10 protein-coding genes and 1 tRNA gene are annotated in these 16,038 nt (G+C 40.5%); 2 read left to right on the forward strand and 9 right to left on the reverse strand.

The genetic code is table 11. The features are described 5' to 3' along the window. The first annotated feature begins 54 nt into the window (after positions 1 to 54). Positions 55 to 1,290 (forward strand): multifunctional CCA addition/repair protein, encoded by a 1,236-nt coding sequence (locus tag L6C30_RS03160; protein WP_236162355.1) that lies wholly within the window; start codon positions 55 to 57, stop codon positions 1,288 to 1,290. A gap of 170 nt (positions 1,291 to 1,460) precedes the next feature. Here L6C30_RS03160 and epmA read toward each other — a convergent pair whose 3' ends face one another. Both epmA and L6C30_RS03170 read right to left on the reverse strand, forming a co-directional pair. Continuing rightward, positions 1,461 to 2,441, reverse strand: coding sequence for an EF-P lysine aminoacylase EpmA (gene epmA, locus L6C30_RS03165; protein WP_096902381.1), 981 nt, complete (start codon positions 2,439 to 2,441; stop codon positions 1,461 to 1,463). After that, positions 2,438 to 3,505, reverse strand: a complete 1,068-nt coding sequence (locus L6C30_RS03170) for a 4-phosphoerythronate dehydrogenase (RefSeq protein ID WP_236162354.1) — start codon at positions 3,503 to 3,505, stop codon at positions 2,438 to 2,440. The genes epmA and L6C30_RS03170 overlap by 4 nt, the downstream gene beginning before the upstream one ends. A 51-nt stretch (positions 3,506 to 3,556) precedes the next feature. On the opposite strand from L6C30_RS03170, the gene L6C30_RS14900 reads away from it, so the two are divergent. Further along, positions 3,557 to 3,688, forward strand: coding sequence for a hypothetical protein (locus L6C30_RS14900; RefSeq protein WP_256732322.1), 132 nt, complete (start codon positions 3,557 to 3,559; stop codon positions 3,686 to 3,688). A gap of 26 nt (positions 3,689 to 3,714) precedes the next feature. On the opposite strand, the gene purL is transcribed toward L6C30_RS14900, so the two are convergent. The 7 genes from purL to L6C30_RS03205 form a co-directional block, all read right to left on the reverse strand. Next, positions 3,715 to 7,551, reverse strand: a complete 3,837-nt coding sequence (purL, locus tag L6C30_RS03175) for a phosphoribosylformylglycinamidine synthase (RefSeq protein ID WP_236162353.1) — start codon at positions 7,549 to 7,551, stop codon at positions 3,715 to 3,717. 519 nt (positions 7,552 to 8,070) lie between these two features. After that, positions 8,071 to 9,189 (reverse strand): ABC transporter permease, encoded by a 1,119-nt coding sequence (locus L6C30_RS03180; protein ID WP_236162352.1) that lies wholly within the window; start codon positions 9,187 to 9,189, stop codon positions 8,071 to 8,073. Next, a complete protein-coding gene (locus tag L6C30_RS03185; protein WP_236162351.1) occupies positions 9,186 to 10,316 on the reverse strand; it encodes an ABC transporter permease in 1,131 nt (376 codons plus the stop codon). Before L6C30_RS03185 ends, L6C30_RS03180 begins: the two co-directional genes overlap by 4 nt. Beyond that, positions 10,316 to 11,470, reverse strand: a complete 1,155-nt coding sequence (locus L6C30_RS03190; RefSeq protein WP_236162350.1) for an HlyD family secretion protein — start codon at positions 11,468 to 11,470, stop codon at positions 10,316 to 10,318. Before L6C30_RS03190 ends, L6C30_RS03185 begins: the two co-directional genes overlap by 1 nt. Before the next feature lie 55 nt (positions 11,471 to 11,525). Then, positions 11,526 to 12,983: a TolC family protein gene (locus L6C30_RS03195; protein ID WP_236162349.1), complete on the reverse strand. Its 1,458-nt coding sequence runs from the start codon at positions 12,981 to 12,983 to the stop codon at positions 11,526 to 11,528. 774 nt (positions 12,984 to 13,757) lie between these two features. Then, positions 13,758 to 13,847 (reverse strand) — tRNA-Ser (locus L6C30_RS03200). 129 nt (positions 13,848 to 13,976) lie between these two features. Continuing rightward, a complete protein-coding gene (locus tag L6C30_RS03205; RefSeq protein WP_236162348.1) occupies positions 13,977 to 16,010 on the reverse strand; it encodes an NADPH-dependent 2,4-dienoyl-CoA reductase in 2,034 nt (677 codons plus the stop codon). Positions 16,011 to 16,038 lie beyond the last annotated feature (28 nt).

Raw genomic sequence — 16,038 nt, forward strand, 5'->3', positions numbered from 1 at the left:
CTTGAGAAAACCTCTATTCTGTAGCATGATTGCTTGAAGAATAGAGGTTTTTTCATGCAAGTTTATTTAGTAGGCGGTGCAGTTCGAGATCACTTACTCGGGCATCCCTATCACGAAAAAGATTATGTTGTCGTTGGCGCAACGCCCGAACAACTTTTGGCTCAAGGCTTTCAACCTGTGGGCAAAGACTTCCCTGTTTTTCTTCATCCTGAAACCAAAGATGAATATGCACTTGCTCGCACTGAGCGCAAATCTGGACACGGTTATCACGGTTTTGAATTTCATACCGGCCCAAGCGTGACCTTAGAAGAAGATTTAATCCGTCGTGATTTAACCATTAACGCCATGGCAATGGATAGTGATGGCAATGTCTACGACCCTTACGGTGGACAGCAAGATCTGTGCAATAAAGTGCTGCGCCATGTTTCCAATGCTTTTGTAGAAGACCCGTTACGGGTGCTGCGTATTGCTCGTTTTGCCGCACGTTATCATGCTTTAGGCTTTGTGGTTGCACCTGAAACCTTGTTATTAATGCAAGAGTTGGCAGAATCTGGTGAGTTACATGCGCTGACACCTGAACGCGTATGGAAAGAAACTTCACGTGCCTTAATGGAAACACGTGCCGATGTTTATTTTGAAACATTGCGTGCCTGTGGTGCTTTAAAAGTTTTATTTCCTGAATTAGATGCTTTATTCGGTATTCCACAGCGTCCTGAATATCACCCTGAAATTGACAGTGGTGTGCACACCATGATGTCACTACAACAAGCCTGTCGTGCCAATTACTCACTCGATGTACGCTTTGCAGTGTTATTGCATGATTTAGGCAAGGCCTTGACCCCTGCCGATGAATTACCACGGCACATTATGCATGAAGAACGTGGGATTCGACCTGTAACGGAAGTGTGTGAACGCCTGCGCGTACCGACCAATACCAAACAACTTGCACTTGCTGTATGTAAAGAGCATTTAAAATGCCACCAAGCATTGAGCTTAAAGCCTGGCACGTTATGGCGCTTATTACAGCGTTTGGATGTCTTGCGTCGTCCTGAGCGTGTAGAAGCCTTTGTACAAGCCTGTGAATGTGACTCTCGTGGGCGTTTAGGTTTGGAAGATCGTGACTATCCGCAAGCGAGCTATATTTTGGAAGCGATTCAAGTGGTACGCAGCATTAAGGCGCAAGACTTACCTGCCGATGTCCAAGGCCCCGATATTGGTGAAATGCTGATTGAACGACGCATTAAAGCGATTGAGCAATTAAAGACACGTCACTTGGCTGCTACTGCTTAGGCTATTTAAGTCTATAGAACGTCATTACATGCGTTCTTTGATCTATCATTCTTAACCTATTTAAGTCAGCCTAAATTTCTGATCGAAAAGCCGTAATCTTCTAAAATATAGAAGCTACGGCTTTTTAGCTCAAATAAATCCTTCTTGAAATAAGAAACTGTCTTTTGCTTTTAGGCAAGCTGCGCAGGAAAGCTAATCACTTGCTCTAAACGCATCTGCTCAGTTGCAATCATCAATAAGCGATCTATGCCCAAGGCGATACCTGAACATTCAGGCATGTTCGGCAACGCAGCCAATAAATATTCATCAATTGGCATCACATGTAAACCAAGTTGTGCGCGTTCTGCATTATCGGCTTCAAAACGAGAACGCAGCACAGTAGCATCAATCAATTCATCATAGGCATTGGCAAGCTCTAAACCTTCGATATATAGCTCAAAACGGGCTGCGACCAATTCCCCATCATCATCTGTTCTGGTTTTAGCCAAAGATGCTAATTCAGGTGGAAAATCGGTTAAAAATACAGGAGCATCAAAGCCCAAACTTGGTTCTACAAAATGTGAAAACAATAGGTCGATGTAGCCTAGACGGTCATCACCCAAATCCAGATGCAAACCCACACGATGACAGCAGTCTTTCAATTGTTGCAGACTTGCCTGTAAAGGATTTAAATCCAAACGATCCATAAATGCGTGTTTATAACTCAACACTGTTGGACGTACTTCGCCAAAGCGTTGTTTTAACGTCAGATTAAGTAAATCTGTCACCTCAAACATAAGCTCTTTCAGGCTAAATTCGGGACGATACCATTCCAACATGGTAAATTCGCTGTTGTGTTTACGTCCATGCTCATCATCACGAAAGACTTTGCAAATTTGATAAATAGCACCACTACCACTGGCCAATAAACGCTTCATGGCAAATTCAGGTGAGGTCTGTAAATAGTGCGTATGCAATTTGCCCTGCACATGGCGCTGTGCTTGCACTGAAGCCAAATGCACATCTGTCACTCCTGCCTGTGACAAAATTGGCGTTTCAACTTCAAGTACTTCACGTTCCGCAAAAAACTGGCGTATTTGTGCATACAATTGTGCACGTGCGCGCATGCTGTTTAAGTCGCAAGTTGGTTGATATTGGAGATTTGAACTCATGCTTGCGGGCCTCCGTGTGCTGCCCATTCACGACGCAGAGGATAGGTTTTTCTTAAATGATCAAAAGCCTGCTGCTCAACTTTGCCCGCTTTGACACAGGCACGTAAATTGGCATCATCCTGTGCAATATCATAAATTTGACTTAAATGTGCATGCAGACTATTTTTCAAATCTTGGGTTTTGAAATATTGCGCGCAGCTTGGCAATTGAGTTTCAAATTGTTTTGTGGCATCTAAACCAAAATTTTCACAAAAAGCCTGATAAATCATTTGTGTGCCGCGTGCCTTGCCTTCTAGGCTATACCCTGCAATATGCGGGGTTGCCAAAGCAAGCAAATCTAATAATTCTGCAGAGATTTCAGGTTCATATTCAAAAACATCTAATACCACTAAACGCTGAGTATGTTGAATATCCTGCATTAAAGCCGCTTCTTCTACCACTAGCCCACGCGCTGAATTAATCAGAATGGCTTGAGGCTTCATACATGCCAAACGCGCTGCATTAATTAAATGATGAGTAGGACGTTCACCAGTTTCTGTTAATGGCACATGAATGGAAATTGCATCTGCCTGTTGTAATAGTGCATCTAAGTCACATTGCTGCACATTGGGCAACTGCACAAATGGATCGTATGCGATGACATCCCAACCTAATAATTGTGCCATTTTGACCAAGCGCGAGCCGACATTGCCCAGTCCAATAATGCCAAGTTTAAAGTTTTGATTGGCATGTAGTAATTCAGGCTCGAGATGAAGCAATGCGGTAATCACATACTCACTCACCGCCTGCGCATTACAACCTGCCGCATTTGACCATGCAATGCCCTGCTGCTCGATGGCTGGGATATCAAGGTGGTCTGTGCCAATGGTCGCGCTGCCAATAAATTGAAGCGCGGTCTGTTGAATCAATGCTGCATTCACTTGGGTGACGGAACGAACTAGCAGCGCATCAGCATCTTGCACATCTTGATGCGTTAGACGGCGTCCAGCCTTGTGCTCTATTTCTGCCAAATCTGCAAAGAAATAATCGGTATATGCCAGATTTTCATCTGCAATGATTTTCATAACGCCATCCCATGTGTGTTTGCTTGTTTATGATAGCTTGAGTTGTCTAGGATGACTATGATTGTTGAGATTAATGCAGAATTGTTGAACAGCAAGCCGACGATTCATTTAGGTGGAAACATGCACGTCTATATAAAAGTTGCATATTCACAGCAAAAAAATCAGCCACCCGAAGGTGGCTGACTGCTATAGATTAAGCGAGTTAAATCTTAACCAATAAATTTACGCGCATTGCGGAACATACGTAACCATGCACCATCTTCAGTCCATTCTTCAGGTTTCCAAGAATGTTGAAGCGCACGGAAATTACGTTCAGGGTGCGGCATCATAATTGTTGCACGACCATCTTTTGAAGTTACGCCTGAAATACCTTCTGGCGAACCATTCGGGTTCATTGGATAATGTTGAGTCGCATTTCCGTGGCTATCGACATAACGTAAAATCACTTGGTTACCTGCATTTAAGGCTGCCAAATTAGCTTCAGGTGCAACGACACGACCTTCGCCATGCGCCACCGCGATTGGTAAAATCGAGCCTTCCATATCTTGCAATAATACAGAATTCGATTTTTCCACGCGTACATTAACGCTACGCGCTTCAAACACTTCTGAGGTATTACGATGGAAACGTGGCCACGCTTCTGCACCTGGAATGAGTGGTGCTAATTGTGACAACATTTGACAACCGTTACAGATACCCAGTGAGAATGTTTCTTGACGGTTAAAGAATTTCTCAAACTGGTCACGTAATTTCGGGTTAAACAAGACTGACTTTGCCCAGCCACCGCCCGCACCTAAGACGTCACCGTAAGAGAAACCACCACACGCAACCAAGCCTTCAAAGTCGTCTAAATCGACACGTCCTGCAAGCAAGTCGCTCATGTGTACGTCAACGGTGTTAAAGCCGACTTTGTCAAATGCTGCCGCCATTTCTACATGACCGTTTACACCCTGTTCACGTAAAATCACCATATTAGGACGACGTGTATTGATGTACGGTGCTTCAACTGGCTCATTTAAGTCAAATGTCGGTTGAGCAATTAAGCCTTTGTGGTTCTTATCTGTAATCAAGGCAAATTCTTGATCAGCAGTTTCTGAGTTGTCACGTAAACGCTGGATTTGGTGAGATACTTCACTCCAAGCCGTTTGCAAGTCAGCACGTTCAAGCACCAAGCCATTTACAGCAAGTTGATCTGTGTTATTGACTGTACCGACTACCGAAATTGCATCTTTCAGAGTAGATGCAGCAACTTCAGTAGCTAAGTCAGCCCAATCTGCTTTAGAAATTTGTAGTACTGCACCAATTTCTTCCGCAAACAATGCCGCAACCGATTGATCTTCTAACGCCACACCTAAACGTGAAGCGAACATCATTTCTGTTACAGTTGCCAATAAACCACCATCACCAATGTCGTGATAAGCTTGAATCAAGCCACGGTTATTCCAGTCTTGTACCAAAGCAAAGAATGCTTTGAATTCGTCAAAGTTATCGACATCTGGTGTTACTGAACCAATAGCTTTATACACTTGCGCTAAAATTGAACCGCCTAAACGGAACTGACCTTTAGACAAGTCAATACGTACCAATACTGAATCGGTATTTTTCAATTCAGGGGTTAGTGTTTTACGTACATCGGTCACTGGTGCAAATGCAGTAATTACACCTGACATTGGTGAAGTTACAGATTTATCAACACCTTCGTCATTCCAAGTGGTACGCATAGACAATGAGTCTTTACCTACTGGAATTGCAATTCCTAGCGCAGGACACATTTCCATACCAATGGCTTTTACACCTTCAAACAAAGCTTGGTCTTCGCCTTTTTGACCTGCTGCTGCCATCCAGTTTGCAGATAATTTAATGTCGCTGATCTGGTCAATTTTGGCTGACATGATATTGGAAATAGATTCTGCCACTGCCAAACGCGCAGATGCTGCAGGGTTTAATAAAGCTACAGGTGGACGTTCACCCATCGCCATTGCTTCGCCTGTAAAGCCTTGCAAGCTGGTAGTGGTTACTGCCGCATCTGCAACAGGCACTTGCCATGGGCCAACCAATTGATCACGTGCAACCATACCTGTAATTGAACGGTCACCAATGGTGATTAGGAATGATTTAGAAGCAACGGTTGGATTCTTGATAACACGGTAAATCGCATCTTTCAGATCAGTAACTTGAGCGGCATCAAAATCATCGCCTTGACGCTCAATGCTTTCATAAGAACGGCTCATGCGTGGCGTACCACCTAAGATAACCTGCATTGGTATATCTACAGCGTTATTATTGAACAGTGGATCTTCAACCGTTAAATGACGTGCTTCAGTCGCTTCACCCAATACCGCAAACGGGCAACGCTCACGCGCACAAATCGATTCAAATAACTCTAAAGAACTTGGACGAATAGCCAATACATAACGCTCTTGCGCTTCGTTTGACCAAATTTCCATTGGTGACATGCCTGGTTCTAAAGATGGAATCTTACGCAAATCAAGTACAGCACCTAGTTCGTGATCATTCACCAACTCAGGCATTGCGTTCGAAATACCACCTGCACCCACGTCATGCACTGATACGATTGGGTTAGCATCTTCCAAACGCCAGCATGTATCAATCACTTCTTGGCAACGGCGTTCCATTTCTGGGTTTTCACGTTGTACTGAAGCGAAGTCAAGATTTTCACCCATGGTTCCGCTATCTACAGAAGATGCAGCGCCACCGCCTAAACCGATCAACATCGCAGGGCCGCCTAAAACGATTAATAAATCGCCTGGCTGAATTGGGTCTTTTTCGACATGGTCTGGACGAATGTTGCCGTAACCACCTGCAATCATGATTGGTTTATGGAAGCCTTTTACTTCACCATTCACGTTTTGCTCGAAAGTACGGAAGTAACCATTTAACGCAGGACGACCAAATTCGTTGTTAAACGCTGCACCGCCCAATGGGCCTTCAATCATAATTTGTAATGGCGATGCCATACGTGAAGGCTTGCCATAGTTTTCTTCCCAAGGCTGTTTAAAACCAGGAATATTTAAATTCGATACTGTAAAGCCTGTTAAACCTGCTTTTGGTTTACCACCACGACCTGTCGCGCCTTCATCACGGATTTCACCACCCGAACCTGTCGCAGCACCTGCAAATGGTGCAATTGCAGTTGGGTGGTTGTGTGTTTCCACTTTCATAAGAATGTGGGCAGCTTGGCTCTTATATTTATAAACGTAGTGACCTGTTGCAGCATCTTTTTTCGGATAGAAACGCTGCGTATCAAAACCAACAATCACCGAAGCGTTGTCTTTGTAAGCCGACAATACGTCTGTTGGTGATTCTTTATAAGTATTTTTGATCATTTGGAACAATGACAATGGCTGTACTTCGCCATCAATTGTCCATTCCGAACCAAAGATTTTGTGACGGCAGTGCTCAGAGTTGGCTTGTGCAAACATCATCAATTCAATGTCATGCGGATTACGGCCTAACTTGATAAATGCTTCGGTTAAATAATCAATTTCTTCATCAGACAAGGCAAAACCAAACTCACTGTTGGCTTTTACCAATGCCGCTTTGCCTTCACCCAAAATATCAATGCTATTTAAAGGTTTTGGTTCAGTTTCAACAAATAACGCTGCAGCATCGTTAATGTGGTTAAACACACTTTCGGTCATGCGGTCATGCAATACTTGTTTTACTTCGTTTGAAACGTCTGTAATACCTTTTAAGGTAAACAAAACACCGCGTTCTAGGCGGTGTACAGGCGTATTACAGTTGGCAAAAATATCGGTTGCTTTTGATGACCAAGGAGAAATTGTGCCCACACGTGGTGTCACTAAAATTTGAACTTCATCACTTGCAGCTTGGCGTAATTCAAAAGATGCACCATCGTTTAAAAGCTGTAAAGCAGATTGCTGTTGTTGCTCGTCGAGCGCTTGGTCAAATAAATAAACCCATTGGCTATCGAAAGATTGAACAGAACTCATTGACGCTAAACGGTTTAAGAGTTGAGTTTTCTTAAAAGATGAATGTGCAGGTGCACCGGCAACGATAAACATGCTGATTTTGGCTCCACGGGCTGATCTTTTGGACCATGCCACAATGTGACTTGAAGAGAGCGCATATTCTACTGTGAAATGCCATAATCAGCTAGATGGAAAATGGTTTTCTTGGCGCGTTTCGGCAGTAAAACTTCCGAATATTATTTTTATCACAAAATTTAAGCCGACTACCTAAATCATAGATTTGTCGCCCTATATGAAACTTGACTCAAATAATTGATTCAATCTACTAAAAAAGCCTTTAGTACTCCTAAATGGAATAAAGGAACAAATATCGAATTGTGCAAAGTAATACAATCACCACTTGGGTACACTTAGATTTTTAACTGTGTTATGCACAGGATGCCATTCAATTATGTTCTCTCACACTTTCTAACAGCTTTGTGCACAAAGAATTAACCACTTGATTTTATTATATTTATCTATAGATTAAAATATATACAAAACTTTTAAAATTAGTCAGTTGAAATGTGTGTACAACAAAGTGCATCAGATGATTTTCTTACAAAAAAATGATTATATTTTCTTTGCGGAACTCAACTCATTCCTAGACTTACGTATTCGCCAAACCCCTAAAAACAAGAAAATACTACCAGATGCTAATAAATAAATTAATTTAGGCAATACAACTGAAGTTTTAACGCCCATTTGATTTAGCTGTATAAACAGTTGAATAGCTTGAGTTGAAGGAAATATATTGGCCAGGTATTGTACCCAAAGCGGCATAGCTGCGTGTGGCCATGCTGCTCCTGATAGCATAAACAATGGAATAGAAGTAAAAACTAAAACTTGTCCAGCGCGTTCAGGCATATCAAAATAACTGGCAATTAAAAAGCTCAAGCCAATTACACTACCAATATAAATAGGAACAGCTAATAACATTCCCTCAAAATTACCTCCACGAGGATAATCATAGAGCCAGAAAGTAAAACCGAATAAGTAAAAGCACCCTAAACACCCTATAGTTAAAATAGCAGTAAATATTCCAAATACTTCAGTATTACTCGGTTGCCAACCTCGCTCCTTATAAGTTGCTATAAGCATACTTAAACCCAAAAGAATGGTTTGATGAATGATGAGAGGAGCAATCGCAGGAAAAATATAACTACCATAGCCTGAAGTTGTGTTAAATAATGGAATTTGATGGACAGATAGAACAGGAGAAAAATCTGAAATTTCTCTAAACCTTTCAGTTTGGGTAATTAGCACACTTTCAATTGACTGTGCCAAACCAAAACCTATTTGCTTGGTTTTAAGAAAGTTAGCAGTACTTAAATATAAACCAACTCCACCAACATCACCGCGCCGAATACTGTGTGATAAGTTATTTGGCAATAATAAAATACCATCTACCTGTTGTTGTTTAATCAAGCTTTCGGCTTCGGCAAAGTTTCCTGTGATGTTTTTAATTCTAACATTCGGACTTTTACCAACTTCGCTTATAATTTGCTGAGTGAGAGGACTACGTTCTTCATCTACAATTACAATAGGTAAAAATTCAGCATGTTGTGCTTTATATGCGGTAGGATAAAAGAAACTATATAAAAATACAGATAAAATCAGTGTTGTGAAAATCGCTGAATTTGCAAAAATATCTTTAAAAGTTTTGGTATAATATTTGAAAAATAGTTTCATTTTTGCTCCACCTTAAGCCGATGTTTAAGCAGAAACAGCGCCAAAATAAAATACAAAACCACATATAGGATTAAAATAAAAAATGGCAGAAGAGAAGTCGAAAGTGGACTACCCACAACCCACTGCTGTGTTTGCAATTTTGCATAAGGTGTATACGGAATAATATTGGCCCAAATTTTTGTAAATAATGGCGCATTATTTAAAGGTAAAGTCACACCTGCAAAACTTAGGGATGACCCACCATAAACAGCAATCAGACCAAAAGTTTTACTTAAGTTTTGAGTGGCTAAAACCATTGCACTGCTTATAAATGCATAGGCACAATACAATAAAAATTGTGCAAAAATAATCACCCACAACTGCCCTACAACAAACCACCCTCGTACTTCAATCAGCCAGAACATCCATACCCAAGTCCAGAAACTAAAAATAAAGACATAAGTTAAATTTTTTGTTATTAAAGCACGCCATGCAGACCCTCCCATTACCCAGGTAGCTGTGGTTTTAAATTTAAGCTCTTGTCCAACAGAAAATGCAACACAACAGCAAAGTAATAAATGCAAAATTGCTGGGATCATATAAGGCTCTAAATAGAGCTCATAATTCAAGTCTGGATTATATAAAGGTGAAATTTTTACGGTAGCTGTCGGTAATTCCAGCTCAGGTAAATGGCGAACTAAGTAGTGGTGTCTCATATAGTCTTGAATTCCCTCAAGACTACTCACAAACATAGCTGAAGAGATACTATTACCAACACTAAAATAGCTTTGATTAAAAAAAATACCAATTTGCGCATCTTCAGCGTGAACCAAACGTTGCTCTGCACCAGCAGGGATAACTACATAGCCCCATATTTTATTCTGGTTTAACTTTCGTTCTGCATCACTTAGATTTTGAGTAACAAGCTCAATATGCAACGTAGATTGATGGGTAAGATATTTTTTAATTTGACGACTGAGTTCGCTCCGATCTTGATCGACAACCGCAATTGGCAAATGTTCAGGTTTACCCTGGTAAAACATGCTACTGAATAATAGTATAATTACCAACGGCGCAAGGGTGACTAAACTCAAATCCCATTTGTGATTAATTAAATATTCTAACTCTCGAAAAAAACCCGCAAACATTAGCGTGCCTTATTTAATTTAAAGAGCACACTCATACCTACTTTCAAATTAGGATTCGGCGTGGCAGGCACCAAATGCACTTTAAAACTTCGAATATCATAACCGCCCGTTTGACGAGTCGTTTTTATGGTAGCAAATTCACCTTCCGCATCAATATTTTTGATATTAAACAGCATATACTGATTAAGTGCAGGGATATAGCCTTGTAATTGTTTAAGCTTATAAATAGATGCATATTGATCTTCACGAACAGTCAAACTCACCCAAATATCATTTTGAATAATACTCACCACAGGTACTCCCATGGCGATTAGTTCAGAAACTTTGCCATAGGTTTTAGAAACAACCCCATCTACGGGTGCATTCAATTGTGTTTCTGCTTCTAATGCATTTGCTTCTGCCACTGCCGCTTTTGCAATTTCTACCTGTGCATCTGCTGTGGATTTTTGTTCGGGGGTACTACCGCGTTTAGCACGTGCATACTGTTGGTAAGCTGCTTCAGTCATCTGAGATGCTGAAGTAGCAGCTGCTTGAATTTCATCACGGCGTTGTCTAGAAATCACCCCTTCCCGAAATAAATTTATACTCCGTTGTAAGGTCGTATTGGCTAATGCTTCCTGTGCTTTCAAGGCTTGCCAGTTCGCATACAAGCTGTCAATGTTTTCTTGCTGAGAACCGCGTGTTGCAGTAGATTGAAAAGCCAGTGCTGATTGTAGACTTGCCAAAGCCTGTTGTTTTTTGGCTGAAACTTCAGGGCTCCAAAGCCGAACTAATGGCTGATTTTGTTTAACCACCTGCCCTTCTTGTACATAAAGCTCTTCTATACGACTCGGAACTTTGGTGCTCACATATATCGTTTCAGCTTCCACACGCCCTTGAAGTTCAATTTGTTGAGGCTGATAACTTTTCCAAAGCCCAAAACCAATTAAACTGAGTATTAAAATCAGCAATAATGTCGCAAATATTTTTAAATTTCTAGATTTTGTCGAATCAGGCTTTAGGGCTTGCGTCTGATCTTGAGCAGTTTGTGAAGTGTCAACTGATTCACTCTCTAACAACTTATCATTATTTTCAATCTCATTATCCATTTGTTGGTGGATAGGAGTCCGCTGCTCTGATGCTGAATTTGCTGTTAAAGATTGATTCTCAGACATTCTGTCTTCCTGATTCGAATTATTCTGATCTTGATTCACTGGAATTATCTCATCATCATGAATTAATATAATGTGTGTTAGGTTGGGTCAGATACTCTGAGAATTGATTAATCGAACCATGGCTGTGTAATAAAGTAGCCAGTGACATTACATATTTGTATGCATTTAATGCCATTTCTGCTTTTAAACCACTTAACATATTTTGAGCATCAATGACTTGATTAGCTGTGGCCATATCTTCTTTAAATGATAGTTCTTGAATTCTTAAGTTTTCAACTGCAGCTTTTAAATTTTGCTGGAGCAAAATATCGCTTTGTTGAGCGGTAAGCATTTCACTATAAGATTTATATATCAGAGTTTCAATCTCTTGCTTGCTTCGCGCAGTCATCAATTCAGTCGCATAACGCTGTAATTCTGCAGCTTGGATACTTTTTTTATGATCTACACCTGAAAATAAATTGTAGCGCGCAGCAACCCCCACAATCCAGTGAGGGTTATCTTCTAGTCCATATTCTCCAAAAGCAAAAACATTAGGTTTGGTCGCAGCACTTTTAATTTTGACTTGAGCATTCGCCAGTTGAATGTCCTTTTGCATTTTACGAATCAATACTGATTGCTCAGGGTAGCTTTTTAATAATGCATTTAATGATGTTGATGGAGTCTTATTCACAAATAAAGGCGTGCTTAAGTCCTTAATTTGACTACTTTGAAGTAGATTATTCAATTGGAATAGACTTGAACGATAATTTGCCTCGCTGTTTTGCAAACCACGCTCAGCATTGTTCTTTGCTACTTCAAACTGCATGCGTTGACCTTTGCTAATAAAACCCTGTTGTTCTAGTTTTAACGCATTTTGGTAATGTCCCTGTATAGCTTTTAAATTATACTGACTGGCTGCTAAAAGCTGTTGCTGTAATTGGCTATTGAAATAGACCTGTATTAACTCAAAACGCTGTAAATCTTGCTGTTGCTGATCATTTAATTGTTGGCGGTCCGCATTAATTTGCGCCACTTCTTTAGTTGAACTGATGAAACCGCCTGTATAAAGCGGGATCATCATCGAAATAGTGGGTTGAACAACTTGATTATCTAAGTTGAGCTGATATGCATTCGGAATTAAGCCGACACCGTCTTGTATACTTTGACCGATTCCATCTTTTATGACAGCGGTATTCGAACTTCCTCCTAGCCATTGATCAACTTTTTGATTCACGTTATTGCTTAATGTCTGTTCTAAATTATTTTTTATTCCGCCGAGTGGTACTTCCAATTCTTGATGGTAAGTATAAGCTCTTACATTTAAGTCCACACGAGGCAACCCCAAACCCTTTAACGCAGTGGCTTCTAATTGTGAAGCCTGTTGTAACGCCTGACTGGCTTGAGTACTATATGAATTATGAAGAATATATTGCTCTGCTTGTATGTAGCTCAAAGTTTGGGCACAAGTAGCAGCATTATATAAAATGGTAATAGCCAGTAATATAAATTTGGATTGCTGTTTAAAATGTTTCATACCCACTCTGACTGGCTCCATTGATTGTTGTATCTTGCTGACTTTTTTGCACAAAGATTTCATAACTAACTATATGATTTTAAAAGTTTTGATTATTTTTGATCCAAAATTAAATTTATTTAAATCAGATGCTTACATATTTATGCAACAAAGCCCTATTAATTTAAAATTAAAAAAATAATCTATTATTTTAGGGATCAATTCAGCTTCTCATCGCTAAATAGAGATGATCTATTATAATCTGCTTTATTTTTTCTTGTAAATTAGGAAAAGTATTAATCACGTCACTATTTAGTGAATGAGGTATAGATGTATTCTCTTTAGGGATGTTTTAAAAATCAAGGCCCTCATTTATTTGGCAATCTATACTGAAAGAAAAAATAAATCAGATAGGAAAACTATTAGTATTCATTTTTACGTAATGTACTACTATTTATTCTTATAAAACTTAATAAAACCAATTGTCTTGAATATAGAAGACAATCGGTTAATATAATTTATTTCACACATTAACTTGTAAATCATCCATATTCATCACGTTTTCGATGGCCATTATTTCGTCGATCATCTTGTGAAGAGCGACTGCCGCGATTGTCTTCATCGTCAATTTCTGGGACCAAGTTTCAGCTTATTAAACTATTTTCCTTAATCTTCCAAATACCACCAAAAGAAATCAATCCAATCCAAAATTTAATGAGGGGTAATTTGAGGGGGGGGGTAAAACTACAGACAAAAAAATAAGCCCTTGCAAATACAAGGGCTTATCTTAAAATTTGGCGGAAGCGGTGAGATTCGAACTCACGGAGGACTCACACCCTCGTCGGTTTTCAAGACCGGTGCATTAAACCGCTCTGCCACGCTTCCATGTGGGCCATGATACGAAGCTTTTGATTTGATGACAAGTAAAAAATTCTTCGTTACCACTCAAGTGAATATTGTTTCACCAAATCAATACTAAAGCTCATCAAAACAACAGCATAGCTACCTGAATTTTTAAAGTTTAGCGGCTAACTCTGCTCCTTCACGAATCGCACGTTTTGCATCTAACTCTGCAGCAAGCTTTGCCCCACCAATAATATGATAATTAGCCATAGTATTTTCATCTGCCGCAGGCATTAAATCTTTAACTGATTCTTGCCCAGCACAGACTACAATGCTATCTACACGTAATAACTGGTCTTGACCTGCCATTTCAATCCATAAGCCTTCATTGGTAATTGCTTTATATTGCACACCACGTAGCATACGCACGTCATGTTTTTTTAACTGTGCGCGGTGTACCCACCCTGAAGTTTTACCCAAACCAGCACCTAAAGCCGTCGTTTTACGTTGCAATAAATAGATTTCACGTATTGGTGGATCTACTTCTGGAGCACACATGCCGCCTTCAGTCACATAATTAGGATTTGGATCAACTCCCCATTCACGCTGCCATTCAGCCAAAGGTTGAGGTTGTGGCTGATGTTCAGGTTTCAGTAAAAACTCCGACACATCGAAACCGATTCCGCCTGCACCAATCACAGCAACTTTTTCCCCAACAGGTGCGCCACGTAATACTTCTGCATAAGACAATACTTGCGGTGCATCGCTACCTTCAATTTTTAAAGCACGTGGTACAACACCTGTTGCAATCACCACTTCATCAAAACCTTCACGTTCGAGTTGCTCGCGGTTGACTTTGGTATTTAAACGTAAATCGACCCCAGTTTTTTCAATTTGCACTTTAAAGTAGCGGATGGTTTCATGAAATTCTTCTTTGCCCGGCACCACTTTAGCCAAATTGAATTGTCCACCCACTTCATTGCTGGCTTCAAATAAAGTCACCTGATGCCCACGACTCACAGCAACTGTGGCTGCAGACATTCCCGCAACACCACCGCCCACAACGGCAATACGCTTAGGTTTCTTGGTTTTCTCATAGACCAATTCAGTTTCATACGCTGCACGAGGATTGACTAAACAAGTCGCACGCTGATTTTTAAAGGTATGATCTAAACATGCTTGGTTACAGGCAATACACGTGTTGATTTCATTGACACGATTGGTTGCAGTTTTATTGACCCAGAATGCATCTGCCAATAATGGGCGTGCCATTTGAATCATATCGGCTTTACCCGCTGCCAAAATTTCTTCTGCAGTATCTGGCATATTAATACGATTGGATGCAATTACAGGAATTTCAACGTGTTTCTTTACTTCCGCGGTATAATCAGCAAAAGCTGCACGTGGCACAGAAGTCACAATGGTCGGAATACGAGCTTCATGCCAGCCAATTCCAGTATTGAGTAAGTTCACACCCGCTTGCTCTAAGGCTTTTGCAACGGTAATCACTTCCTGCATGGTGTTGCCATCGTGGACTAAATCCAACATCGACAAACGGAAGCAAATAATAAATTTTTCTCCTACTTCAGCACGAATAGCTTTCACCACCTCCAAAGCAAAACGCATACGATTTTCAATTGCACCGCCCCATTGGTCTTCACGCTGATTCACATGACGACTTAAAAACTGGTTCAACAAATAGCCTTCCGAACCCATAATTTCGACACCATCGTAGCCTGCCATTTTGGCTAGACTGGCTGTTTTCGCATAATCTTCAATGGTATTTAAAATTTGTCTTTCACTCATTTTACGAGGTTTAAATGGTGAAATTGGAGATTTAATCGGGCTTGCAGACACCACAAATGGCTGATAACCGTAGCGTCCTGAATGCAGAATTTGCATTAAAATTTTCGCGCCATGCTTATGGACTGCATGTGTCACCAGTCGATGCGGTGCAACATCGCCCAATGTATTCATAGTACCGCCCGCAGGCAATAACCAGCCTTGACGGTTAGGTGAAATACCGCCCGTAATAATCAAACCAACGCCACCTTTAGCACGTTCGCCAAAATAAGCAGCCAGTTTTGGATAATTATAAAAACGATCTTCCAATCCCGTGTGCATTGAACCCATCACGACACGGTTTTTAATGGTGGTAAACCCTAAATGTAATGGTTTTAGAATATTTGCATAGCGAGTTGTCATGATGAATCCTTATATAATGAGCTTTGCA

The organism is Acinetobacter sp. KAM396 (assembly GCF_021602765.1).
GTDB classification, from domain to species: domain Bacteria; phylum Pseudomonadota; class Gammaproteobacteria; order Pseudomonadales; family Moraxellaceae; genus Acinetobacter; species Acinetobacter towneri_A.

Excerpts from the sequence above, each read along its gene's own strand:
- L6C30_RS03160 (WP_236162355.1), top strand. The coding sequence starts at position 55 with ATGCAAGTTTATTTAGTAGGCGGTGCAGTTCGAGATCACTTACTCGGG.
- epmA (WP_096902381.1), bottom strand. The coding sequence starts at position 2,441 with ATGAGTTCAAATCTCCAATATCAACCAACTTGCGACTTAAACAGCATG.
- L6C30_RS03170 (WP_236162354.1), bottom strand. The coding sequence starts at position 3,505 with ATGAAAATCATTGCAGATGAAAATCTGGCATATACCGATTATTTCTTT.
- L6C30_RS14900 (WP_256732322.1), top strand. The coding sequence starts at position 3,557 with ATGACTATGATTGTTGAGATTAATGCAGAATTGTTGAACAGCAAGCCG.
- purL (WP_236162353.1), bottom strand. The coding sequence starts at position 7,551 with ATGTTTATCGTTGCCGGTGCACCTGCACATTCATCTTTTAAGAAAACT.
- L6C30_RS03180 (WP_236162352.1), bottom strand. The coding sequence starts at position 9,189 with ATGAAACTATTTTTCAAATATTATACCAAAACTTTTAAAGATATTTTT.
- L6C30_RS03185 (WP_236162351.1), bottom strand. The coding sequence starts at position 10,316 with ATGTTTGCGGGTTTTTTTCGAGAGTTAGAATATTTAATTAATCACAAA.
- L6C30_RS03190 (WP_236162350.1), bottom strand. The coding sequence starts at position 11,470 with ATGTCTGAGAATCAATCTTTAACAGCAAATTCAGCATCAGAGCAGCGG.
- L6C30_RS03195 (WP_236162349.1), bottom strand. The coding sequence starts at position 12,983 with ATGAAACATTTTAAACAGCAATCCAAATTTATATTACTGGCTATTACC.
- L6C30_RS03205 (WP_236162348.1), bottom strand. The coding sequence starts at position 16,010 with ATGACAACTCGCTATGCAAATATTCTAAAACCATTACATTTAGGGTTT.